This is a genomic window from Rothia similimucilaginosa, from assembly GCF_029850875.1.
Lineage (GTDB): Bacteria > Actinomycetota > Actinomycetes > Actinomycetales > Micrococcaceae > Rothia.
This window is the reverse complement of sequence record NZ_JAOVAM010000005.1, coordinates 114,195-139,951: the sequence shown is the minus strand read 5'-3', so window position 1 is coordinate 139,951 and position 25,757 is coordinate 114,195. Positions and strand designations below refer to the sequence as shown.

Genomic DNA, 25,757 nt, shown 5'->3' with positions numbered 1-25,757 from the left:
TTCTATTTAGCCAGTTACAGGTGTAGTTTCGGGGACCTCATCATCTTCCTCATCCTCGGGAATAGAAATACCCACGGTGACGTACTTCTTCACCGACCACGCATTCATCGCCACCGACGCAGTAAAGAACAGCGCGGGCAACCACTCTTTGCGGAGCAACGAATAGCCCAGGTACCCAAGCGCCATACACCCTGCCAAACCTACCATACCGACACAGTAGCCGCGCAAGATGCTATACCCGCCTGTCCCATCCTCAAAACGGGAACCCTGTAGATAGAAGAGACCCTCACGCACAAAATATAGGAATCCTGCCGTTAGGAAAAGCGAGACTGCCAAAGCCATCGGGTCATAGCCTGCTGTGCTCAGGTTAACCAAGGGGATGAGCGCACACAGGATACTCAACACAGCAGAGGACACCAAAGTTACCCAGTGAATATACCGGTTAAACTGCATCATACGGTGCAGGTCGGGAATCTCGCCGGTAGGTTCCGCGCTACTAAACGCAAAGAGGCGAATAGCAACCAACGCACTGACCAAGAACCACGGTGCAAAGTTAGTCTCGGGCGTCCAAGGATCAGTGTCAATGTAAAGTACACCTGCAGTGGATAGGAGCGCCAGAAGAAGTAGGATGACAATGCATACCTGCTGGTCAACGGCGTTCCTCAGTGGCAGGAAGACTACTTCTTCGACGTAGCCCCCGAATCCACCCACGAGCTGGCAATTCCCTGGCCCCTGGAAGAATACGCTGCCGACAACGCAGAAGTAACCCTGGACGTCAGCCTCGTGCTCACTGAAGACGCCGCATGGGCTCCTGCAGGACACGAAATTGCCTTCGGTCAGTACGTCATCCCCGCATCGCAGGCTGAAGCAAACACCGCTGAAGACGCAGCAGATGCGACGGTTACCGTCGGCCGCTGGAACGTCGGTCTGCGCAACAACCAGGCTGAAGTTATTCTGTCCCGCACTCAGGGCGGCTTCGTCTCCTGGGTACACAACGGCACCGAGCACGTTATTCGCCCACCGAAGCTCACCACCTTCAGGCCCCTGACCGACAACGACCGCGGCGCCGGGCACGGTTTCGAACGCGCCCAGTGGACCGTTGCAGGCCGCTACGTCCGTTGCGCTAACGTTGCTGTCGAGCAGCCCAGCGATGACAGCGTGGCAGTGACCTACACCTACGAGCTGGCAACCCCCGCTCACACCGCTGTTACGGTCCGCTACGAAGCACAGAGCACCGGCAACGTGCGAGTAACTATCGACTACCCCGGCGAGAAGGACGCACCGTCCCTGCCCGCATTCGGTCTGGAATGGGCACTGCCCGGCGAGTTCTCGCACCTGCGTTACTACGGCCTCGGCCCCGGCGACTCCTACCCCGACCGTTGCAGCGGCGTCCGCCTGGGCGTGTGGGAAAGCACCCCCGAGCAGGACTACGCACCGTACCTGGTACCTCAGGAAAGCGGCACCGTCGGTGAGAAGCTGATCAAGGGTGAAGCCTGGATGCACGACGCGTCCGTTGTCATCACCATGCTCACCCCGCAGCCCGAGCGTGAGGGCGACACCTACAACTGGAATATTCGCCTGACCATGGATCCCGGCGAGTTTATTGCAAGCAAGGACCGCGTGCAGGAAGCTCCCTCTGAAGCGGAACGTAAGGACGAGGTGGAGCGGACCCTGCACGGCGTGTACGAGAACGGTGCGTGGAAGCTGACCGGTATGCGTGCTTATTCCTCTTCCTCTTCCTCGGCTTCTGCTTCGTCCTCGTCTTCTGACTCCTAAAGTTCAGTAGTCTAGAAACGTGTAGTTTCTACAACAGAAAGGCGCCCGCCCCGTGGCTCGAAAACCACGAGGCGGGCGCCTCACATATATGCACAATAAAGCATATACCCTTATCGAGGTGCTACCAGATACGCACGCGCTCCTCCGGAGCCAGGTACAGCGCATCGCTCTCAGAGACGCCAAACGCCTCATAGAACTCATCAATATTACGCACCACACCGTTCACACGGAACTCATCCGGCGAATGCGGATCTACCGAAATCATCACCTCAGCATGCTGCGGGCGGGACTTCGTACACCAGCCGCGAGCATTCGAGAGGAAGAAACGCTGAATACCGGTCATGCCGTCAATCACCGGCGCGTTATCCAGCGACTCAATGCCCTGCTTCTTCAAAGCCAGACGGTACGCCTTCAACGCAATAGACATGCCAGCCAGGTCGCCAATATTCTCGCCCAGAGTTAGCTCACCGTTCACGTGGAACTTCGGGTCCAGACCCACCGGAACGTACGCGTTGTACTGCTCCACCAGCGCGGAGGTGCGCTCCTTGAACTTCGCGTAATCCTCCTCAGTCCACCAGCTCTCCAGCTTGCCGTCGCCGTCGTAGCGGGAACCCTGATCATCAAAACCGTGACCAATCTCGTGGCCAATAATCATGCCGATATTGCCGTAGTTCGCCGCATCGTCAGCATCCGGGTTGAAGTACGGCGGCTGCAGAATCGCTGCCGGGAACACGATCTCATTCGCAGGCGGCATGTAGTACGCGTTCACGGTCTGCGGAGTCATCAGCCACTCCGCCTTATCCACCGGCTGACCCTTACGGGCAATCAGCCAGTCAGCGTCAAACGCACCGGTACGGCGCAGGTTCTCAAACAGGTCACCGGGGACCAGTTCCAGGGCGGAGAAGTCACGCCACTTATCGGGGTAACCGATCTTGGTGACGAACTTCGACAGCTTCTCCAGCGCCTTCTCGCGGGTTGCCTCAGTCATCCAGTCCAGCGACTCAATGGACTCGCGGTACGCCTCCAGGAGGTTGCCGACCAGAACCAGCATCTTCTCCTTGTGCGAGGGCGGGAAGTGTACAGCCACGTACTCCTGGCCAATCTCCTCACCCAGAGCCTTCTCGACAGCGCCCACGCCGCGCTTCCAGCGCTCACGAATCTGCTGGGTACCGGAGAGGGTCTTGCCGTAGAAGTTGAAGCTCTCCTGAACCAGTTCGTCGTACATGAACGGCGCACGTGAACGCAGAACGGTCCACACAGCCCACAGCTTCCAGGTCATCAGCGGGATGGAGGTGAACAGCTTAGCCGCACCCTCAAAGAAGGACGGCTGAGCCACAATAACCTGACCCAGGGTCTCCGGGTCGGCACCGAGCGCCAGTAGCCACTGGGAGAACGGGAAGCCGGGGAACTTCTCGTCCAGCTCGTTCGCCTGGTACGGGTTGTAGGTCGCCTCAGCGTCGCGGTTCTCCACGACGTTCCAGTGCAGACGAGCCAGCTCAGACTCGTGAGTGAACACCAGCTGAGCCGCCTGCTCCGGGGTCAGGCCGAAGCCCTCAGCCAGACCGGTCAGCTCAAACATGCGAGCAATATGCTCAACATACGCCGCGCACGCCTGCTCATGCTTCTCTTCACGGTAGTAGGATTCATCCGGCAGACCCAGACCCGACTGGTACAGGAAGAACGTGTAATTCTTCGGGTCCTTCGGGTCGTTGCTGGTGTACCAGGCGAACAGCTGCGGCAGACCCGCACGAGACAGCAGTGCCAGGGTTACAGCCAGGTGGGAGGGGGTTGCCGAGTTCAGAATCGGGGCGATTTCCTTCAGCAGAGGTTCCAGGCCGTCCGCCTCAATCTTCTCAACGTCCATGAAGGAGTTGTAGAGTGCGCCAATACGGGACTCCGGCTGCTCCTTCGCGATCTTCTCCACCAGCTCACGCACGTGCTTCTCTGCGTTATCGCGGAGGGTGTACAGGCCGCCATCCTTGGGGCGGTCCGCCGGGATTTCGTGGGTTGCCAGCCACTTACCGTTGACGTGGCGGAAGAAATCGTCGCCCGGCTTGACGGTTTCATCCACCCATTCTTTAGTGATTCCAGAGTTAGTAGTCATGGTTCCATTCTAGGTTCTTAACGTAAGAAGCCACACGATTACCGACAAGCCACCATATGGTGACTCACCAGCAAAGGTGTGGCTTCCCTACACGAAAGATCGGGCAATTATGCCCGAGCTGCCAGCTTCTCTGCACGCTCAGCCATCAGACGCTTCTCAGCACCATTAACCAGCCAGAGGAACAAAACCGCCAGACCCGAGCACACAATCATGAAGACGAACGCGGTGCTCCAACCCCAATGGTCAACAATAATGCCGATACCAGCAGAAGCCAGGGTTGCACCCAGCGCGTAACCGAACAGACCGGTGAAGCCCGCAGCGGTACCCGCAACATGCGAGGGGGACAGGTCAATAGCCTGCAGACCAATCAGCATGACCGGGCCGTAAATCAGGCCACCAATCAGAGCCAACGCAACGTAGGCAATCCACAGCGGCGCATCCGAAGAGGGCAACCAGTACAGCAGAATCGCACCGACAGTTGCAATCAGGAAGAGGATACCCGCGGGGGAGCGGCGACCCTTGAACATGCGGTCAGAAACGTAACCGCACAGGACGGTGCCGCCAATACCGGCAAGCTCCAGAATCGAGAAGCCCGCAATACCACCCTCAAGGGATGCGTGGCGCACATCGTGCAGGTACTTCGGCGCCCACACCAGCACGCCGTAACGCAGGGTGTACACGAACACGTTTGCCAGAGCCAGATACACCATGGTCGAGTTGGTCAGTACGTGCTTACGGATGGTGGTCCAAGTGGACTCTGCGCGATCTTCAGCGGTGGACTCAACCTTGTGCGGGTCGTTGCGGTACACGTCAACGGTGGGCAGGCCCTCCGCCTCGGGGTTATCACGAATAAGCAGCCACGCGACGAACGCCAGAACGAAGCTGATAACAGCAGGGAACCAGAAAGCAACTTCCCAGGTCTTGCCGAACATGGAGAAGCCCCACGCAACCAGCAGACCGGACAGCGCACCACCAACGTTGTGGGCGGTGTTCCACCAGGACACCTTCGTACCGCGCTCGCTGGTGGAGAACCAGTTCACAAGCACACGGCCGGAGGGCGGCCAACCCATGCCCTGGAAGATGCCGTTGAAGACCATAATGGTCGCCATGATGGAGGCAATAGCCGCACCGTAGCCCGCTGCACCCGCGCCTTCACCCATGTAACCGGTCATTGCCAGCAGAATGTTTGCAACACCCGAAAGCACCAGACCAATCGGCAAGAACAGACGCGCATTAGAGCGGTCAGAAATCATTGCGGTGAAGAACTTGCTGAAGCCGTAAGCCAGCAGCAGCGCCGTGGACAGTGCACCGATTGCAGCGTTGCTGAAGCCAAGCTCCTTGGTCAGGATCGGGGTGACCAGCGGGACGTTGTTACGAATCAGGTAGAAGGTCGCATAACCGATGAAAATGCCCATGAAGACCTGCAGGCGCATGCGCGGGTACTTTGCAGAAACTTCAGCTTCGCTGAGTTGAGGCTTGGGCGCCGGAATGGCAAGCCAGTGGGGTACGGAACCCTTCTTCTTCTTTGATGAAGCGGTAGTAGTCATGTTTGGCATTCTAGAGGCGGGGTCTTATAAAAATACTAATCTATTGGGCATATTTTCACTGAATTGTTCACGGAGGTGAACAAATATTCAGAGTGACTATTCTATAAATACTGTTCTAGCCTTGAAATTCCAGGGATGTCTAGAAAATGTGTGATGCACATCTGTCTACTGGGCAACAGTGCCGCATATGGCGTAATGAATATAAATACTTTTCCTGTTGAGTAAATGCATATTTTGGTCAGACCACAACTAAATTTAGAGTAATTTATACCCTAAGTTCAAAAAGAAAACCACTTGAACACGACTAAGACCAGCCCACAGCCAACACCACACCAAACCTGCACCCAAAAACCGTACAGAAAACCAGCGCATCCAACAAACGTAGCCAATAAGCACAGGAAAACCCGCCCGTACGGTGCAGAAGAATCCGTGCGGGCGGGCCCGTTATCTATCCCCAAAAGCTCGGCATACAGTCGGTACGCATACCGGCACGAAGCCGAACAGCCGCCACCTGCCGCAAGTCACCGCGAGCAAACCATCATCCGGTCAACCCACGGCAGGCAGCGGAACCAATAGGCGACTCCTAGAGGGATTCGCGAATAGCCTTCGTAGCAGCTACCAGGTGATGCAAAGACTGCTTGGTCTCCTCGTAATCACGAGTCTTCAAACCACAGTCAGGGTTCACCCACAGGTCAGCAATGGTACCGTAACCAATCGCAGCCTTCAGCAGAGACTCAATCTCATCCTGCGAAGGAACACGCGGGGAGTGGATGTCCCACACGCCCGGGCCCAAACCGGAAACGAAACTCTCCGGAATGTCAGCCAGCAACTCCATGTGCGAACGAGCCGCCTCAATGCTGGTCACGTCAGCATTCAGAGCATTAATCGAGTCGATAATCTCGTTGAACTCCGAGTAGCACAGATGAGTGTGAATCTGAGTGGAATCCTTCACGCCACTGGTCGCCAGACGGAAGGAATTCACCGACCAATCCAGGTACTGCGGCTGCTCATCGCGGCGCAAGGGTAGCAACTCACGCAGAGCCGGCTCATCCACCTGAATGATGCGGATGCCCGCCTGCTCCAGGTCAGCAATCTCATCGGCAAGAGCCAGAGCCACCTGGTTAGCGGTCTCGCGACGCGGCTGGTCGTCACGCACGAAGGACCACGCCAGAATCGTTACCGGGCCGGTGAGCATACCCTTGACCGGCTTCTCAGTCAGCGACTGTGCGTGGGAGCTCCACGGAACGGTGAACGCCTCACCGCGCAGGCCATCACCGTGACGCTTCACGTCACCAAACAGAATCGAGGGACGAGTGCAACGCGAACCATAGGACTGAACCCAGCCGTGGCGGGTGGTTGCGAAACCATCGAAATTCTCAGCGAAGTACTGAACCATGTCGTTACGCTCAGCCTCACCGTGAACCAGCACGTCCAGGTCCAGATCCTCCTGCAGTGCGATGACCGAAGCAATCTCGTCACGCAGGAAGCCGTTCAGCTCCTCAGCGGAAATCTTGCCCGCACGAGCCTCCGCACGGTGGCGGCGAATCTCAGCGGTCTGCGGGAAAGAACCAATAGTGGTGGTCGGCAGCTTCGGCAGGTTCAAATCAGCCTGGGCCGCACGGCGAACATCAATGGTCGGGCGGTCAAAGTCCTCAGCAACCACAGCGGTGGCACGGGCACGAATCTCGTCGTTGTGCTTGCGCGGGTCAGCGGCGAAGCGAGCCAGTGCCTCATCAGCAGCTTTCAACTCCGGCTCAACAACAGCCTCACCCCCAGCCAGGCCACGAGCCAGCAGAGCAATCTCAGCGACCTTCTGATCAGCGAATGACAGGCCGTCCACCGGAACTTCGGCCGGGTCTTCCAGAGCCAGGTCGTGCGGCACATGCTGCAGGGAAGTCGAAGAAGCCACAGACACGCCGCCCTCGGATGCTCCCGGCAGATCCTCCAGAGTCTTCAGAGCCGCACGAACATCGGCACGCCACACGTTGCGGCCGTTCACAATACCGGCAACCAGGTGCACACCAGCGGCAGAAACAGACTCCAGCTCAGCCTTCGAGTACACGCCGTGCACCAGGTCAAGGTGCAATGCCTCAACACCGGTGCTCAGCAGTGCCGGCAGGTTCTCACGCAGGGAACCGTAAGGGCTGGTCACCAGAATCTGCGGGCGCTTCTCGCCAGCAGCCAGGGCACGGTAGGTGCGCTCAGCCAGCTCAGCAACCTTCGTGTTGTCGGCACGGTCCACGGTCAGACCCGGCTCGTCCAGCTGAACCCACTCAACACCGCGCTCAGCCAGCTGCTCCAGCACCTGAGCATACGCGGCAACGAACTCGTCCAGACGGTCGATAGGAGAGAAGTCCTCAGCGGAACCCTGCTCAGCCTTAGCGCCCAGCAGCAGGGTCAGCGGGCCAACAATCTGCGGGCGAACCTTCACGCCAGCCTGCTTTGCCACCTTAAGCTGCTCGTCAATAGCCTCAAGGTTCAGCTTAATCTCGGTGGACGCACCAATCTCGGGTACCAGGTAGTGGTAGTTGGTATCGAACCACTTAGTCATCTCCAGCGGAGGTAGGGTCTCGGTACCGCGCGCCAGTGCGAAGTAGCCGGGCAGATCCAGCAGGCCGCGGCCGTCCTTAGCCTCAGCCAGACGCTCGGGAACCAGGGTGAACAGGCGAACCACATCAAGCACCTGGTCGTAGTAGGAGAAGGCCGCCGGAATCGAGTAGTTATCAGCCTTCAGACCCGCAGCGGTTACGCGCTCGAAGTAGGTGCGCTGTACGTCAGCAGCGGTGTCCTGCAGCTCCTGCAGGGTTGCCTTGCCCTTCCAGAAAGCCTCCTGAGCCTTCTTCAGTTCGCGGAAGCGGCCCACGCGGGGGTAGCCAACAATGGTTGCGGCGGGGAATGCGGTGTTCGACATAATAGTTATTCCTTTACTGGGGATAGATAGGGGAGTCAGTTCCGGTGTTTTACCACCCGACTATGGGCGGTAAAACGGAGAACTCAACAACTCCCGGAATATTTGTGGGGGAGAAAGTGGAAACGCATCCGACAAGGAGCGTTATGGGTTAAAGCGGGGTTTTTAGGCGTATTCCAGTTCGCTCAGCGACTGAGAGAATCGGTTACTGTACCGCGGCAAATCCAGCTGATCCAGAACGTCCAGAACCGCCGCATGCTCGTTGAAGGTGAAGAAGTGCAGACCCGGTGCGCCCGCGTCCATCACGGTGCGGCACTGGTTCAACGCGTACTCAACACCGATGCGGTGCAGCTCAGCGCTACTGGTTGCTGTCTCAAGGCGGTAGGCAAGATCTGCCGGAACCGGCATGCCCGCCATCTGGCAAAGATTCTGCAACCGCTTCAGGGAGGTTACCGGCATGATGCCCGGGATAATCGGAATATCCACGCCTGCCAGGTGCGCCGAATCGACCAGGGCACTGTAGCGTTCATCCTCAAAGAACACCTGAGTGATCGCGAAGTCCGCGCCGGCACGCTGCTTGGACAGCAGAATCTCAATATCCTGCAGCAGGGATGCGGACTCGGGGTGCTTCTGCGGGTATGCCGCTACACCAATCGACACCTTGCCAGCCGCCAGGTGGGCGAAATCTTCACGCTCAACGCGGCGAATGAGCTCTACCAGGTAGCGGGCGAAAGGAAGTTCAGAAACCTGACCTTCCTGAATGTCGCCGCGAAGAGCCAGGAAGCCGCGCACACCCAGGCCCAGAATCAGGCGGACTGCACGCTCCAGCTCGTGTACCGAATGGCCTGCACAAATCAGGTGAGCTAGCGGGGTGAGGGAGGTTTCATGCACCAGGTGGTCGAGTAGCGCGAGGGTCTTCTGGCGGCGCTTCGCGTCACCGGCGTAGGTGACCGACACGTAGTCGGGGTTGGTGCCCTCAAGCTCCGCAATGGTGCGGAGCAGCGACTCACAGCTCGCCTGTGAGCGCGGAGGGAATAGCTCAAAAGAAAGAGCCGGGTGAACTGTCGTCATAACCTTCCTTCGTGTTCACCCGATAGATACGCACCGGGAGGGTGCGTGAATTCTTCTGCAGGATGTGCTGTACCGGTTTGCGAGTACGACTCATCAAGGGGTGCCGAAGGGTATTCTTCTCTATCGGTTCTGGCGGGAGCACCTTGTCCGTACCCTGCACCGTGACGGTGGGGGATACTGGCGAGGTTGCTGCGACGTCGACGAGCCAGATCTCTCGGTCGCTCTTGATAGATAACGCTTTCACTTTACCCACCGCCTCCGAGGGCGTGCAAGGGATGCGGCGGTTGATGTCCTAATATTTCTGGACATGACATTGGGGCGAAATATGAACTTAATATGACTGACTATGACGAAGGGCGGCTGGGGGTGTTGCGGGTAGGGCTGTCGGCTGACCCATGGATGTCCGGAACTATCGCAGATATATCTGCTTAATATTCTTGGACACGCACGAATATATGTGTTTTATATTTCATTGAAGAGTAGGGTTAGTTAGTGAAGTACAGCCGTACTTCATTAACTGCTCATCGAGGAGTTCTCATGGTTAAGTTCATGTGCAATCTGTTCGGTATTGAAATTGTTCCGGCGGGCGGCGGTCGTTGCGCTGATCATTGCGGTGGTCGTATGCCGATTCCGGGACAGAAGCCGCTGTAGAAAGTGAAGTATCCCTGCTTCCACCTGCTGTAGCGTGTGCTTACTCTAATGGGTGGAGGCAGGGCTACGCTTCTGAAAGATACAAAGGAGTTGTCGGTCATGGGTGAAGTGTGGGCTAAAAGAGGAAATAGGATTTCCCTTGTGGAGCATAAGGGTAATTATTTTATTGTGCCTCGTTTGTTAGTTACTGCTAATGGTGGGACGTGTTTGCGCCCATGGGTGCTGGATAGATTATTATCTATGAGCCAGCTAAAAAAAGATTCTGATGATGCGCTTTCGATAACGTATCATCCAGGTTTTGCCTGTAATTTGACTTGCTCATATTGCTATCAGGTAGATTCTAGTGGACTCCGCCCCCAAAATAAACGAGATAAGGCAATTACCACAGAACAGATGGCTAGATTTCTTGCTGGGTATGCCAGGGATATGGGAAAGTCTGAATTTTCTGTGACTTACTTGGGTGGTGAGCCTCTTTTGTATATAAAAGATATTCTTGATTTTCACCGATGCCTTACCAAGTTTATGCCGGTTAATGGAAGTTTTCTGGTAACTAATGGTGTGCTAATCAATGAAGAAAATATAAAGTATTTGAAAATTATAGATTGTTATACCATTCAGATTACAATAGATGGAGCTGAAGATGTGCATAATATGTACAGAAAAACTAAGTCGGGATGGGGGAGTTATCGGAAGATTATTGATTCAATTCTCCTACTCTTACAAGAAGGATTTTATGTAAGTATTAGGGTTAATGTAACTAGTGTGAGCATTAATTCTATAGAGAGTCTTCTCGATGACCTGTATATAAATCTTGGTCATCCTAATAACATTTCGATTTATTTCGCACTTATTGACAATACAAATATGTATCATGATTCTATTAAGGAGTCGAATGAATATATTGATAAATATGTTAATGCGTATAGGGTTGCAGTGAAGAAAGGTTTCAAAATATCTCGCCCTGGGCATAGTGGCTATTGTTCAACATGTCGAACCCCAAGGTCTGAATTAGGGTACCAGCCAGAAGGGGTAGTCTTGACATCCTCTGGAAAATTGTATAGTTGCTGGGACAGTGCCGGCCAGCAATCGATGGAGGTTGGAAATGTTATTGATGGATATAATCCTGCAGCTTATGAAAAGTCATGGGTTCAGTGTGGCTACTTGGATTGTAATAAGTTGTCACAACGGGAAGCCATCAATTCAGTTATTTTGATGCTTAAAGATGAGTTCAATATGATTTTGTGAGCGTGGTGAGAATGAAAAATCTATTTTCTTCTATACTCTGGTCTTTCCGCCTAGCCTGGAAAACCTGTCCTGGGACCCTAGTGAGCGCCGCCCTATCACTAGCCGTTATAGCCTGCATTCCCTTGAGTCAGTCCCTGCTGATCGGTAATACAGTATCAGCCTTGAGTGGTTCAAATGGTGGCGCGGCCTGGATTTATATCGTTGCTCTTGCCCTTGTTGCTGGAATTAATATCATTGCTCAACGCTGGGTCATAAGTAACATGCGCATCCTCAAGTCAAAGATGAACTATCGGGTTCACTGCATGTTAAATAACAAGTTATCTACATTTCCGTTATCTGATATAAGTAGCACAAAATCACAGGAAGATATACGTGCTGCTAGAGAGGCAATATCAAAACAGGAATTGCAGGTTCACACCATGTCAGTTATGGCACTGGTGAGTGCCTTCGCAATGGTGTTACTTCTCTGTCTCAATATTGCGAACGTCAGCATTGTGGCAGCAATTTTTGCGGCACTGTGTTCACTACCCCTATCTATTGCAATGGTAATCCTCGCTAAACGTGATTACGCTATATACACCCTAATGTACGAGGACTATCGGGTAGAGAACTACTATCTAGACAATCTGATGGCTCAAAGTCGCGCCCAAGAACTTCACCTCATGAGAGCCTCCCGATTTTTCTCGCAACGCGTAGCGTCCTGGCGACGCCGGGCAGCCGGTAGGGAATTGAGCCTTGAAAGTGTTAGAGGAATCATCTCCATAGTTGCAGGGCTACTCTGCTCTGTCTTACTCTTTGCGTCCCTGTACTTCCTTGTGGATTCAGGAGCCGATATATCGTATGTGGCCGGATCGCTGATTGGAATCATCGCCTGTGTTAACGCGACCCAAGAGGTGGGATATTCATTCGGCCAGATTATTAATGGAGCATTATCTGTTCAGCAATTCCGAAGGGTATGCGACTCTGATACTTACGACCATGCTTCTGAGATAAAAACTTCTAACCCTAACCGTGAAAATATTTCAAAAATTATATGCAAAGATGTATCCGTTCAGTATGAGGGCGCGTCGTCTTTTGCGCTTAAAGATATTAATCTTGAGCTGATGAATAATCAAATGATTGCAGTAGTTGGTGCCTCGGGCGCGGGAAAAACAACGCTAATAAATGCAATTCTTGGAATTACACCAATTGCCCAGGGGAGCATAACGTATAAGGGTGCTTCTTCTGAGAGTAAATACAACATGTTGGCAAATGTTGGTTTGGTGAGTCAAGACTACGGCCGTTATGAACTGACTGTGCGTGAAAATCTTCTTCTGGGTTTGCCGCAGGAGGCGGTTGAGCGTCTTGGTGATGCTGATTTGTGGTCGGCTTTGTCGGTGGCTTGTGCTGATGATTTTGTGCGTGGTCTTGAGGGTGGTTTGGATGCTCAGTTGGGTGAGTCGTTTGGTGGTGTTGGTCTTTCGGGTGGTCAGTGGCAGCGTTTGGCGTTGGCGCGTGTGGTTCTTCGGGATGCGCCGGTGTGGGTGTTGGATGAGCCGACCAGTGCTGTGGATGCTGAGACTGAGGAGGAGATTTTTGCTCGGTTGAAGGTGGCTGCTGTTGGGCGTTTGGTGGTGTTGGTGTCTCATCGTGCGTGGACGTTGCGTGGTGTTGATTCTGTGGTGGTGTTGGATGGTGGGTGTGTGGTGGAGCAAGGAACCTACCGGGAGCTACTGAAGGCAGAGGGAAAGTTTATGGAAATTTTCAAAAATCAGATCTCTGAAGATTCTGCAGGGCGCAAAACTTCCGCTGAAAGGGACTATAAAGATGCGTAAGATTATGGCTAATACTGTTTGGTCCGTGGTTTATGCTTTCAAAAATCACCCCGTATGGACCGTTTCCTATCTAGTGTCTGTTGTGTGCCTATCACTATTCCCTGCTCTGCAGATGGAGGCTGTCACTAGACTTGTTGAGCATTTGGGCCAGAGCCAGGATGAAGTGCTCCCGCTAGCGCTGGGGGTTAGTTTTGTGCTGGCAGGATACATTGCCCTGGGACAAGCATCAGACTCTCTGCGTATGATTCTAAATTCTCGAATGTCAAGTACGGGTATTCAGAACGTATCTTCTCGTCTGGCGACTTGTTCCTCTCAGGAAATCGCGAGCGGTGATTATGCTCGCTCATCAAGGGCAGCTCATGAAGCTGTGACAGGGGGGAGCCTGGGGGCTCAAGTTTCCACTATGGGTGCTCTGATATTCATCATTTTTTCGACGGGAGCCCTTAGTTATTCCGTAGGAAAGATCAATGTATATGCTTCACTCTGCATGCTTGCAGGCATGATTCCTGTTGCCTTTATGTCACATCTCTATTCGAGTAAGAATGCTGAGGCAATGGAAAAAATATATTCATATAGCTACAACGCGTGGCATAGCACTAACCAGATTGCACAAATAACTACTGCTCGTGAGCTTGCAATTCTTAATGCTCGGTCGTTCTTTGCGCATCGTGCTAATCAAGAACGGAAAAAATCCGGTGAGGAGGAAATTGGCCTAGCTCGTTACATCCTCAGAATATATACAATTGTTGGTTTTATAAGCGCTGCATTGCTAGCTTTAGCCCTTATTTTTCTAGCGGCCTCGGTGCCGGCTCCCGGTGCTCTTGCTGGAGCTGTTATAGGTATTACCTCGGCTATAGTCTCGCTTGGCTCGATGGGAAGCGACCTTAGCTCGATGGCAGCGGGGTCAAACGCAATTGATATATATCGAAAGTTTATTTCTAGCGCACAGCCCGGGCTGAAAAATTCGGTTGCCGATACCTACCCCGAAATCTGCAGCGTTTCCATTAGGAATCTTGCTATCCAGTATCCAAAAGCTGATTCTTTCGCTCTTAAAAACATCAATCTCACTTTTGGTCCCGGGCAGATGATTGGTATTGTCGGGCCCAGCGGATCGGGAAAGACAACCCTAGTAAATGCACTCATGGGCATGCTTAAGCCCTCCAAAGGAGACATCCTAATCGGAGATAAGTCGGTACAGGACATATCACCTGATGATTTATTGGCAAATGTTGGTTTGGTGAGTCAAGACTACGGCCGTTATGAACTGACTGTGCGTGAAAATCTTCTTCTGGGTTTGCCGCAGGAGGCGGTTGAGCGTCTTGGTGATGCTGATTTGTGGTCGGCTTTGTCGGTGGCTTGTGCTGATGATTTTGTGCGTGGTCTTGAGGGTGGTTTGGATGCTCAGTTGGGTGAGTCGTTTGGTGGTGTTGGTCTTTCGGGTGGTCAGTGGCAGCGTTTGGCGTTGGCGCGTGTGGTTCTTCGGGATGCGCCGGTGTGGGTGTTGGATGAGCCGACCAGTGCTGTGGATGCTGAGACTGAGGAGGAGATTTTTGCTCGGTTGAAGGTGGCTGCTGTTGGGCGTTTGGTGGTGTTGGTGTCTCATCGTGCGTGGACGTTGCGTGGTGTTGATTCTGTGGTGGTGTTGGATGGTGGGTGTGTGGTGGAGCAAGGAACCTACCGGGACCTAACGACCGACCCTACATCACGCTTCAGGAAGCTCTTCGCCTCCCAACTGGAGGGGAAATAACCTCGCAACATACCCACACAACGTAGAGTTAAAAGCATGGAACGCATTGAATCTCCCGTCTACCGCAGGCTCGGCAAGTCTGGCCTCGTCGTACCCAGCGTCGGTATCGGCTGCAACAATCTCGGCCGCCCCGGCACCCCCACCCGCACCCAAGAAGGCACCAACGAAGTCATCGCCGCCGCAGTCGATGCCGGCATCAGCTTCTTCGACATCGCCGACCTCTACGGCGCCGAACCCGGCCTCTCAGAAACCATGTTCGGCACCGCCCTCACCCAGCTCGGCCTCGACCGCGACGAACTGACCATCGTCACCAAATTCGGTTTGCCCGTCGGCGACCTCAACGGCAACGACCGCAATGCCCGCGGATCGCGCCGCTACATCATGCGCGCCGTCGAAGGGTCCCTCCGCCGCCTCGGCACCGACTACATCGACCTGTACTTCTACCACAGCCCCGACCCCAACACCCCCATCGAAGAAACCCTCAGCGCCCTCGACCAGCTCGTACGCGACGGCAAGGTCCGCTACCTAGGCCACTCCAACTTCTCCGGCTGGCAGCTCGCCCACGCCGAACACTGCGCCCACGAACTCGGCACCGAACGGTTCATCGTCGCAGAAAACCACTACAACCTGCTCGACCGCCGCGCAGAACTAGAAATCCTGCCCGCCGCACAACACTTCGGCATGGGTGTGCTGCCGTACTTCCCGCTCGCTAACGGCCTGCTGACCGGCAAGTACCGCCGCGACAACATTCCCGCCGGTTCGCGCCTGTCCCACTCCAAGAAGAACGTGCTCGACACCGCCAACTGGGACCAGCTCGAAGCCTTCCACACCTTCTGCACCGAGCGTGGCATCACCGAGGTGCAGGCGGCATTCTCCTGGCTCGCACAGCAGTCGCCGGTCACCTCCGTCATTGCCGGTGCGACCAGCGCCGAACAGGTACGCGCCAATGCACAGGCGACCTGCCTGCGCTTCGACGCTGAGGACCTCGCCGCCCTGGACGCCATCTTCCCGGCACCGGAGAAGATTGCGCTGTTCTAAACACGGGCTCCCTCTTAACAGGGCACTCAGACGGTCGCACGTGTTGGCCGTAAAATATGCTGAAAACTGTCCGCGGCGAGAAATAAATATCACCCGCCGAGCGTTTTCGCTAGGATTAGGTGAGGTGTGTCTAATCTGACGCACCTCACCTTATCTATGTATCCACCCCTGCCGCCTGGAACCAATCCGGCGCAGCCACCCGCCACCGGCACATCAAAGGACACCATGAGCGCACAGCGCACCGCCTCCACCCTGCCCCCTCTGGGCACTGGGAAGCACCGCCGATACCTCGGCATCATTGCACTCATCGCCACCTTCGGCGGTCTGCTCTTCGGCTATGACACCGGAGTGATCAACGGCGCGCTCGAACCCATGAGCCGCGAACTCGGCATGGACTCCACCGCCCAAGGCTGGGTCACCGGATCGCTCGCCTTTGCCGCCGCTATCGGCGCGCTCACCTGTGGTCGTATCTCCGACCGGTACGGCCGCCGAACCACCATCATTGGGCTGTCCACCATCTTCTTCATTGGTGCTCTGACCTGCGTCTTCGCACCCAACGTTGCCGTGCTTATCACCGGACGAACCCTGCTCGGCCTGGCGGTCGGTGGCGCCTCCGCCGTGGTGCCCGTATTCCTCGCGGAGCTCGCACCCTACGAAATTCGTGGCTCCCTCTCCGGCCGTAACGAGCTCATGGTTGTGGGCGGTCAGCTTGCCGCGTTCATCGTGAATGCCCTCATTGGCAACCTATGGGGTGAGCACGACGGTGTGTGGCGCTGGATGTTCGCCATCTGCACCCTGCCCGCCATAGGCCTGTTCGTCGGCATGCTGCGTGTGCCCGAATCGCCGCGCTGGCTGTTGCGCGTCGGCAAGCGTGAACAGGCGCTGGAGGTTATGAAGCGCATCCGCTCCACCGAGCGTGCCGAAGCTGAAATCGCCGACATTGAGCGCACCCTGCAGGCGGAGGCGGCAACCTCCCAGAACGATGCGGCGGGTAAGGAAAGCGTGGGCGTGCGCGGCTGGTTCATGCGCATCCTGCTCGTCGGTATTCTCGTCGGCGCGGGTCAGCAGCTGACCGGCATCAACTCGATCATGTACTACGGCATCAAGGTGCTCAAGGAAGCCGGTTTCAGCGAATCCGCGGCGCTCATCGTGAACATTGCGCCGGGTACGATTGCGGTGCTCGGCTCCATCATGTCGCTGCGCCTGATGGAGCGCGTACGGCGCCGAGTCATGGTCATGACTGGTTATGTGTCGACCGCGTTTTTCCACGTGCTGATTGCGGGCGCATCCATACTGCTGCCCGCCGATAACGCGGCGCGCCCCTGGATTCTGCTGGTGCTCATCGTCTGCTTTGTGGGTGCGATGCAGACCTGCCTGAACGTGTCGACGTGGGTGATTATGAGTGAACTGTTCCCGCTGCATGTGCGTGCGGCGGGTATGGGCATTTCGGCGTTTAGCGGCTGGATGATGAACGGTGTGCTGTCGTTGGCGTTCCCTGTGATTCTGGGTGCGGTCGGTCTGACCGGCTCCTTCATTGGCTTTGCCGTGGTGAACGTGGTCATTGCGCTGCTGATGTTCCGCAACCTGCCAGAGACTCGCGGCGTGAGCCTGGAGCAGGTGGAGCGTGGCGTGATGGACGGTAGCATCTACCCCTTCGCACGCGGGCGCTAGACCCGGGGGTAGAAACGCATGAGGCGGGCGGTCCCTGACCCGGCCCTCGCCTTACCCGAAGTCGTTCGTTGAATGAGAAAACAAGGAACGCCTATCCTGCGCAACCAGCCCTTAAGTGATACGGTCAAAGAACTAACAACTAATAATGGCTACACATGCTCGAATGCACGCCCGACCCTGCCCTATGTGCATCGCCCGGACCCCTGCATCCAGCACACCACAACTCTATTACGAATACGGGTGAACAATGACTGAGAACGTACACAACGACTGGGACCTCCGAAGCGAAGAAGTGCAGAAAGACCAGGTAGCTGCCTACGACGCAATGCGCCGCCGCTGCCCCGTCGCCCACGATGAATTCATGGGCTACTCCGTCTTCAAAAATGCCGACGTACAGCACGTACTTGATCACCCCGAAATCTACTCCAATGTCGTCTCCACCCGCCACATCGCCGTCCCCAACGGCATGGACGCACCCGAACACACCACCTTCCGCACCGTCAACGACAAGTACTTCACCCCCGAACGCCTCGAAAAGTTCGCACCTGTCATCCGTGACGCCGTGAAGACTCTCATCGCAGAACTGCCCCGAGGCGAAGAAGTAGACGTCATGCAGGGCTTCGGCCAGGCCTACGCAATGCGCGTGCAGAACGCCTTCATGGGCTGGCCCGCATGCCTCGAGCAGCCCCTCACCGAATGGATCGAAAAGAACCGTGTCGCCACCCTTCGCCGCGACCGCGAAGAAATCGCTAAGGTTGCCCTCGAATTCGACGGTTACATCCGCCAGCTGCTCGATGAGCGCCGCGAAGATGCCGTAGCAGGTAACCCCAAGGACGTCACCGCCGAACTGCTCACCGACACCGTACAGCTGCCCGGCGAAGAGCCCCGCACCATGACTGACGAAGAAATCGTCAGCCTCATCCGTAACTGGACCGTGGGTGAGCTGTCCACCGTCTCCGCAACCGTGGGCGTATTCGTGAACTTCCTGGCACGCAACCGTGCCGAGCAGGACCGTCTGCGCGCATCCCTCTCCGACGGCAACGCCATCGATGACCGTAGCGAAATCGCTCTCGCCGTTGAAGAAATCATGCGACTTGAAGACACCCTCGTCACCAACCGCCGCATCACCACCCAGGACACTGAACTTGGCGGCCGCACCCTGCCCGCCGGTTCCCGCGTGACCATCAACTGGGCAAGCGCCAATCGTGACGAGGATGCCTTCGAAGATGCCCTCACCTATAACCCGCACCGCGACCAGTCCCGCAACCTTGTGTACGGTGATGGCATCCACGTCTGCCCCGGTGCCCCCCTGGCACGCCTGGAGCTGCGCATCCTGCTCGAGGAGCTACTGTGCGGCATCGAGTCCATCGAGATCGCGGACGAGAGCGAGAAGCCCGCAACTGTGAATGCTGTGTACCCGGTTTCCGGCTACTCGGTCGTGCGCGCCATCTTTAACTAAGCACGCTCCAGTCGTACAAAGCGCGAGGCGCCGAACCCTGAGAATGGGGGTCGGCGCCTCGCGCTGTTAAGAGTAAATATAAAAGTGAATAGTAGGAGAATGGCGGCTGATGTCAGCCGCTTACTATAGACAAAAGGGAATATTCTCTATCGGCTATATAGAGTAGTGGGTTATTCAAAAAAATGAATTTAGTGGCCGGAACTCATCACAGAAGGCTTGACTGAAGAACCCGGACCCAGGTTATAACTGGCGAGAAAGCGAAGCAGGAAAGCTTTACGCTGCCGAGAAGAAGCCTGTTCGTCCGCCAAAACGGAAATGTGGTTGGAAGCGCTCGTAACATTATGCTCGGAAGGGGCGCCCGAAGTGCAATCTGCCATTCCTATAGACTAGCGCACCATGCCCGCTCCTAGCTAAGAGAAGTCCACCCATGAGGCTAAAAGCATAGTTCGCCGATGCGCGTGCAGGCTCCTGCCGGGTTGTTTACCGGGGTGTGTGCCGGCGCTCTGTTCGGGCATAGAAAGACCCCGCTCGGCGTATCCATTCACAGGATGCACCGGGGCGGGGTCAACCTCTTACAGGGCGCTAGAAGCGCATAGCGTGAGGGTTTAGCGGGTAGCCACTACTAGCGGTCGGTCACCACAATCTTGCCGGCGGCACCGCGTTCCATCTCCGAGAAGGAGTGGTTCACAAACGTGTACGTGCCAGACTCCAAGAACTGCATCTCCACGAAGCCACCCTGAGCGGGCGCCAAACCCAGTGCTTGGCTGTGACCGTCACGGCTACCGAACGCATCCACACCGCGGCGCATCAGGTAGCCGCCCTCCTTGTAAACCGTGTCGAACTGCGAACCGACCACGTGGAAGCTCGTGCCCAGGTTCGGGCCTGCAACCATCACCCAAATACGGATACGCTCACCCTTCTTCACCTGCAGCGGCTTCGCCTTGTACTGGGTTGCGTGACCGTTGAACATGGTCAGCGTGGGGGTGCCCGCCGCAATCAGCTCCGGCGAGTTCTCCGCCAGCTTATTGCCGTCGGAGGCGGTCTTTCCGGTGTCGTGCAGGTACGCCTCACCCTGAACCATCACATACTCGTGATCGACCGGGTCAAGGTCCGCCGGGTCAATAATGACCGCACCGTACATGCCCTGGGTCATGTGCAGGCTCAGCGGGGCGGTACCGCAGTGGTATAGCCAGATGCCGGCGCCCTTCGCCTCAAAACGGTAGACGAGACGCTCACCGGGGGCGATGGTCTTCATCGTGTTATCGGGGGAGACCATGCCCGCGTGGAAGTCCAGCGAGTGGCCCATCGTGCCGTTATTGATGAGTGTAATTTCAAAAATGTCGCCGACCTTGCCGCGCAGAATCGGTGCCATGTTCTGCCCGTTGAACGTCCACATGTGAACGGTCACGCCGGGCGCCACCTCGCGGTCGACTTCCTCAACTTCCAGGGTGACCTTGCGGACGGTCTTGCCGTTCACCCGCTCGGCGGTGTTCGGTGCCGGGATGTTTGGGTTGCGGTACTTGTAGCCGCTGCCGGGTGCTGCGGACATGTCAATCTTGCTGTTCGCAACGGTCATGAGGGTCGGAGTGCTACCCGACGCGGCATGGTTGTGGCCGCCCGCAGAACCGTGGTTGTGGCCATTCTGTGCCACCTGGTTTGCGGAGGCACCGGTCGCCTTCACCTTGAACACCATGCCCAGGGAGCGGTGACCCGCCACGGAGCAGTAGCCTTCCTGGTCGGCGGTAATGATGCCGGCATCAACGGTTTTCGTCTCGCCAGGGTTGATAACGCCGGTGGTCGCGCCGTTATCGAAAGTTAGGTCGTGGGTCATGCCCTCATCGTCGTTGGTGACTTCAACGACCAGACGGTTACCGGCGGGTACTTCGACCTCGGCGGGGGTGAAACGGTAGTTGCTGGTCGCCTTCACCTGCACGGTGGTGGTCTGACCGGTCGCAGCCACGGAACCCGACGAAGAAACCGACGGCAGGTTCAATGCGGACGGGTTCACCGCAAAGCCCAGCAGGAACGCCATAGCAACCGCGAGTGCCGCCTGGAAGCTCTGCTTGGTGTGCGGGATGGGTGCGGGGGTCAGCGCCTCCTGATTGAAGACGGGCTTCTCGCCGCGGGCGCGTGCTGCCATCATTTCCTTGCGGGTATTCACGGAAGCCTTCACGCCGCGCACCATCAGCGGGATAAAGGCGATAAGTGCTAGGGCACCCACGATGGCGACCGCCATCTTAATGGACTGGCCCACCATGGAGCTGGGCATCATGAAGATCAGCAGCGCCAGATTCACGGCGGTCACGCGACCGGCAGCAAAACGGCTGAACTCCTTATTGGAGGCGCGCACCACCGCCGGGCCGCCACCCATCAGCTGAGGCAGCAGGTAGCTCATCGCACCCAGCAGCACCTGCAGTAGAAAGCCCACCACGAAGATGGGGGTGACCGCACGAATATCCATGACGGCGAACGGGGTGGTTGCCACCATGTAGGCGGTGGCCGCCACGCCAATAATCAGCCAGAGGAAGCCCATGCCGACGCCCATCGGCGGGTACTCGGTTGGGCGCTTGGTGCGCAGGGTACGTACCATCACCCAGGCAACAATAAGCAGACCGACCAGGTAGACGACCAGGCCCGCGGCAGCGAGCGGGCGCATCCCGAATATTGATCCGACAAGTGACAACGCCAAGCCGCCGCACATCAGGTACAGGGCGCGCAGGCTGTAAGTGAGCGCCTTATCAACCATCTTCGTGCGCAACATAGTCGGCCAGAACGTCACCAGCGTACCCACCACGGTAATACCGACGAAGCCGAGCACGTTCACGACCTCGTGCGCGAGCAGGAACTGGGCGTGCAGGGTGCCCTTCAGGTTCGGGTATGCAATCATCGCGCCAAACGTCGCACCGAGGGGCAGCATGAGCGCCGCCGCAATGTAGAAGCGAATCGTCACACCGAACCGCGAAGGCAGAGCCTGGCGCATCTGCTTCAGCAGGTACAGGGCATGCCACGTGACCATGGCGCCCACAATGAGTGCACCAACCACGGTGGCGGCGTAGAGTCCGGGCACGCTCAGCTGACCGATCATGCCGACCATGAGCACGAGAATACCGGCGTTCAGGATGAAGATGCGGCGCACCTGGGTGCCGCGCGCTTCATCGGAGATTTTGATCTTCATGAGCGCTTCGGTGAAGTGCTGCGACCAGATCAGGATCGAGTTCGTAATCAGGCCGAGGGTGACAATGTGCACCAGCAGCCAGCCGCTATTCGGGATAAGCTTATGCACCAGAAGCGCACCGATAAGGGTGAACATCCAGTAAGAGACGGGTTTGGAGGCGCGACGATGCCACGTACCGCGACCGGATGCACGGCGTGCAATCTCTTCGGGGGTGAGGTTCCCGCCGGGTACATCAGCCGGACGCGCGCCAATGCTCAGGCCGGAGGAGCCGCCTCCGGAGACGCTTGCGGGCTTGCCGCTCGTGTTCTCACCTTCGGGTGGGGTGCCGAGATGTTCACTCACGTGATCACTGCTTTCACTGCTGGTTGTTCGTGGACGTCGGTGTGCGGGTCGGCACCCGGTACCCCTGCATTGGGGCGGGTGCCAATAAGCCCATTATATTGCCCGGGTAGTACCAATTTTGAAGACATGACGTGCATATGAAGGCGGCTCATACCGTGATAGTTGTGCTTGTGCGCTCAACTGATTCTTCCCCTGCGAATCTTCTCCCCAATGCACCTTTCACAGGTGCGCGCGATAAACTATTAGGATTCCAAAATCAGATGCCCGCCCACCTTATGCGCGCATCCGCCGGTACCAAGGTAAGGACAAGCACCTCGTGACAAGGACTGACTCCACCACCCCCATCTGGGGAAAAATCGCTATTGTGGCACTCATCCTCATGGTGGTGTGCGGTTACCTCTTTGAAATCCTTATTAACCCCTTCGGCGGTCTGGACTTTTCCATATACCGCATGGGTGCCATGACCATCTTCGACAATGAGGGGTTTACCAAGGATTTATACGCGCCAGCATTTATTGAAATTGGGGTGTTGAAGCTCCCCTTTACCTATCCGCCGTTTGCGGCTCTAGTCTTCCTGCCCTTTGCGTTCCTGCCGCTTGAGGTAGGCAAAGCCATTATGGTGCTGGGAACCACGGCCGCCGCTTGGTGGCTTTCGGCCACTATCTATAACTATGCCCAGACTTCCGGTCGTGCGTTACCCCTGCAGGGTCGCCTCGGTCGTACCGGAACTATCGCTGCCTTGACCATCGTGGTGATGCTGTGCGGCCCGTGGCGACGTACTTTTGACCTCATGCAGATTAATCCGCTCATTATGGCGCTGATTCTTGCCGATTTTGTGCGTCCGGCAACCCGCGTGCCGCGCGGTGTGCTCGTCGGTATTGCGGGTGGCTTAAAGCTTACTCCGCTGGTCTTCGGCCTTATCCTGTTGGTGCGCCGCGACTGGAAGGGCATCGCGGCCTTAGGCGCCACCTTCCTGGCAACAATTGCGGTCGGTTTTATCCTTTTGCCGAATGAGGCTCCCCAATTCTGGTTCTCAGCAATCTCTGACCCCTCCCGCGTGGGCGACATTAACTTCGTGGATAATATTTCCATCCAGGGTTGGCTCATGCACTTCGGTCTGAAGGGCACAGCCCTCAAGCTCGGCTTCTACGCCCTGGCCGCGCTCAGCATTGCCCTGGTTGCCGTGTTGCTCTACCAGCTTGAACGCCGCGGCAAAACCCTTGCACAGGTGGCCGTGACCGGCACTCTTATGGTGGCACTTTCACCGATTAGCTGGTCGCATCACAATGTTCTCCTGCCGCTACTGCTGGCAGCCCTTATCCTAGACGCATTCCCCACCTTTATGGTGTATCTTCCCTCCGCGGCACAAAAAATTGCGTGCGTGCTGGCGTGGGTGGCCGGTGTGGGCCTGTATATTTCACCGCGTATTATCGGCAGTATCACCCAGCTAGATATGAATGGCTTGGAATTCCTATGGGGGCCCGGCGTAGCTATTGGTGGTTTTCCATCCTTTGCCTTGTGGGCTACGGTCATGTTCTGGTCGGTTGCCGCACTGAGTGCGCCGGTGCGTGGCGCTCCGGTTGAACCAGCCGAAAGCGATGCGCCCCTGGGCTGGTGGGGTGCTCGTGCCGTTGTATCTGAATACGCGGCTACTACTTCTCGGGAGGCAACCGCGTGAGCCGCGAGAAGAATCGCGAGAAGAACGCCGAGGCGGTAGCGTCTATAATCCCGTGGGCTTCGGCATATTTCGCGGTTGCGGAACCGGCTGCTAAAAGCACTGTAGAACGTGCGGAGCCTGCCGCAGAGCCCACAAAACCTGCGCGTCCAGGCTTCTTTGACCGCATCCCCGGCATGCGCAGCGGCGCTCTCTGGGCGCACCTGCTGTTCATCCTGGTTGCCCTCTACGCCTTCGACTACGTGACGCACGCGGCGGCCGACGATATTTACGTGTACCGCCTGGGCGCTGTCTCCCTCGCGGACGGCCCGGACGGCTACCAGCTGTACACCTTCCGCACGCGCGGCCTGCCATTTACCTACCCGCCGTTTGCGGCGCTGCTCTTCTACCCGCTCGCGTTCCTCACCGAGCCACAGAGCATGCTGCTGATTACCGCCATTATTTGTGCGCTCTGCTACTGGTGCGCGTACCTGCTGTACTCCTACGCGCGGAGCCACTCGTGGCGTTTGCCGTTGCAGAAGCACCTGGGTCATTGGGGTATGGTGTCGCTGATTGCGGCGCTTATTTGGATGTGCGGCCCGTGGCGTTTGACCACGCATTTCGGGCAGATTAACGCCATCATTTTAGTGCTGATTCTCGCTGATTTTATGCGTCCGGCAACCCGCATTCCGCGCGGCGTGCTGCTGGGTATTGCGGCGGGTATTAAGCTGACCCCGCTCGCGTTCGGTCTGCTGCTGCTCATGCGTAAGGACTGGAAGGGCATCGCGACCCTGGGTGCTAGCTTCGCCGCGACCGTGGGTATCGGCTTCCTAGTGATTCGGGAGGAGTCGCTGACGTTCTGGTTCCACGCGGTGCGTGATACTTCGCGTGTGGGCTGGTTCAGCTACTTTGATAATGTGTCAATTATGGGTACGTTGACCCATGCGGGCCTGCAGCATCATCTGACGGCTACCGCCCTGTCGGTGGTGCAGGTGGCGTTGACCCTGCTGATTGTGCTGGTTACGGCGGTTCTGTTGGTTCCGCTGATTCGTGCCCGCGCGCTCATGGCGCAGCTGGCGCTGACCGCGTTCATGATGCTGCAGATTTCGCCGATCAGCTGGTCGCACCACAACACCTGGTACCCGCTGATGCTCGCCGCCGTGGTCATGGAAATCTTCCCGCTCATGTACCAGCGGGTCAGCTCCTTCGTCTTCACGCTGGCTGTTATCTTGGCGACTGCGGCGCTGGTGGGTATGTACATTTCACCGTTCTGGATTGTGCTGGCGCTCTCCCCGCACTTCAACTCGGATCAGATTCTGATGGTGCCCGAGGGATCCCTGGGCCTGATGGCTGGCACTATGCCGTACCAGCTGATGTACCTGTTCATCCTGGTGACGTTCTTCGTGTACCTGGCGAATCGTCAGCTGGTGGAACGTGCGGCATACGCCGCAGGTGCCGAACTGGCAGAGGCGAAGTACTCCCGCTAAAGAAACCGCCTGCTCACGGCGGCTACCTGCTCACGGTTGCTGCCCGCTCACGGTTGCTGCCCGCTCAC

The 25,757-nt window shown here is 56.7% G+C and carries 15 protein-coding genes and 1 riboswitch; of the genes, 9 read left to right on the top strand and 6 right to left on the bottom strand.

The window, feature by feature from the left end:
* Window positions 1-6 precede the first annotated feature (6 nt).
* Window positions 7-711, bottom strand: coding sequence for a hypothetical protein (locus QFX05_RS05325; protein ID WP_279741566.1), 705 nt, complete (start codon window positions 709-711; stop codon window positions 7-9).
* On the opposite strand from QFX05_RS05325, the gene QFX05_RS05320 reads away from it, so the two are divergent.
* Window positions 643-1,776, top strand: coding sequence for a DUF6318 family protein (locus QFX05_RS05320; protein ID WP_348635933.1), 1,134 nt, complete (start codon window positions 643-645; stop codon window positions 1,774-1,776). The genes QFX05_RS05325 and QFX05_RS05320 overlap by 69 nt on opposite strands.
* Window positions 1,777-1,897: 121 nt before the next feature.
* Here QFX05_RS05320 and QFX05_RS05315 read toward each other — a convergent pair whose 3' ends face one another.
* The 4 genes from QFX05_RS05315 to QFX05_RS05300 all read right to left on the bottom strand — a co-directional run bounded on the left by QFX05_RS05315 (window position 1,898) and on the right by QFX05_RS05300 (window position 9,406).
* On the bottom strand, window positions 1,898-3,880 hold the full coding sequence (locus QFX05_RS05315) for a M13 family metallopeptidase (protein ID WP_279741564.1): 1,983 nt from the start codon (window positions 3,878-3,880) through the stop codon (window positions 1,898-1,900).
* 107 nt (window positions 3,881-3,987) lie between these two features.
* Window positions 3,988-5,427: an MFS transporter gene (locus QFX05_RS05310; protein WP_279741561.1), complete on the bottom strand. Its 1,440-nt coding sequence runs from the start codon at window positions 5,425-5,427 to the stop codon at window positions 3,988-3,990.
* Window positions 5,428-6,010: 583 nt separating this feature from the next.
* A complete protein-coding gene (gene metE / locus QFX05_RS05305; protein ID WP_279741559.1) occupies window positions 6,011-8,338 on the bottom strand; it encodes a 5-methyltetrahydropteroyltriglutamate--homocysteine S-methyltransferase in 2,328 nt (775 codons plus the stop codon).
* 162 nt (window positions 8,339-8,500) lie between these two features.
* Window positions 8,501-9,406 (bottom strand): methylenetetrahydrofolate reductase, encoded by a 906-nt coding sequence (locus tag QFX05_RS05300; protein ID WP_279741558.1) that lies wholly within the window; start codon window positions 9,404-9,406, stop codon window positions 8,501-8,503.
* A gap of 117 nt (window positions 9,407-9,523) precedes the next feature.
* A riboswitch (SAM riboswitch) is annotated at window positions 9,524-9,640 on the bottom strand.
* Window positions 9,641-10,156: 516 nt separating this feature from the next.
* Here QFX05_RS05300 and QFX05_RS05295 point away from each other — a divergent pair.
* The 6 genes from QFX05_RS05295 (at window position 10,157) to QFX05_RS05270 (ending at window position 19,031) form a co-directional block, all read left to right on the top strand.
* Window positions 10,157-11,302 (top strand): radical SAM protein, encoded by a 1,146-nt coding sequence (locus tag QFX05_RS05295; RefSeq protein ID WP_279741556.1) that lies wholly within the window; start codon window positions 10,157-10,159, stop codon window positions 11,300-11,302.
* 122 nt (window positions 11,303-11,424) lie between these two features.
* Window positions 11,425-13,116 carry an ABC transporter ATP-binding protein gene (locus tag QFX05_RS05290; RefSeq protein ID WP_279741554.1) on the top strand — a complete coding sequence of 564 codons (1,692 nt, stop codon included), beginning with the start codon at window positions 11,425-11,427 and terminating at the stop codon, window positions 13,114-13,116.
* A complete protein-coding gene (locus QFX05_RS05285) occupies window positions 13,109-14,863 on the top strand; it encodes an ABC transporter ATP-binding protein (RefSeq protein ID WP_279741552.1) in 1,755 nt (584 codons plus the stop codon). The genes QFX05_RS05290 and QFX05_RS05285 overlap by 8 nt, the downstream gene beginning before the upstream one ends.
* 36 nt (window positions 14,864-14,899) lie before the next feature.
* Window positions 14,900-15,901: an aldo/keto reductase gene (locus tag QFX05_RS05280; protein ID WP_279741550.1), complete on the top strand. Its 1,002-nt coding sequence runs from the start codon at window positions 14,900-14,902 to the stop codon at window positions 15,899-15,901.
* A gap of 225 nt (window positions 15,902-16,126) precedes the next feature.
* Window positions 16,127-17,572 (top strand): sugar porter family MFS transporter, encoded by a 1,446-nt coding sequence (locus tag QFX05_RS05275; protein WP_279741548.1) that lies wholly within the window; start codon window positions 16,127-16,129, stop codon window positions 17,570-17,572.
* 247 nt (window positions 17,573-17,819) lie between these two features.
* Window positions 17,820-19,031 (top strand): cytochrome P450, encoded by a 1,212-nt coding sequence (locus QFX05_RS05270; protein WP_279741546.1) that lies wholly within the window; start codon window positions 17,820-17,822, stop codon window positions 19,029-19,031.
* Window positions 19,032-19,653: 622 nt separating this feature from the next.
* Here the strand turns inward: QFX05_RS05270 and QFX05_RS05265 are convergent.
* Complete coding sequence (locus QFX05_RS05265; RefSeq protein WP_279741545.1) at window positions 19,654-22,548, bottom strand: multicopper oxidase domain-containing protein; 2,895 nt, start codon at window positions 22,546-22,548, stop codon at window positions 19,654-19,656.
* Between the two features lie 316 nt (window positions 22,549-22,864).
* Here QFX05_RS05265 and QFX05_RS05260 point away from each other — a divergent pair, with 316 nt between their 5' ends.
* Complete coding sequence (locus tag QFX05_RS05260; protein ID WP_279741543.1) at window positions 22,865-24,226, top strand: glycosyltransferase 87 family protein; 1,362 nt, start codon at window positions 22,865-22,867, stop codon at window positions 24,224-24,226.
* The gene (locus tag QFX05_RS05255; RefSeq protein WP_279741541.1) at window positions 24,223-25,689 is read left to right on the top strand and encodes a glycosyltransferase 87 family protein; all 1,467 of its coding nucleotides are present in this window, start codon (window positions 24,223-24,225) and stop codon (window positions 25,687-25,689) included. Before QFX05_RS05260 ends, QFX05_RS05255 begins: the two co-directional genes overlap by 4 nt.
* Window positions 25,690-25,757 lie beyond the last annotated feature (68 nt).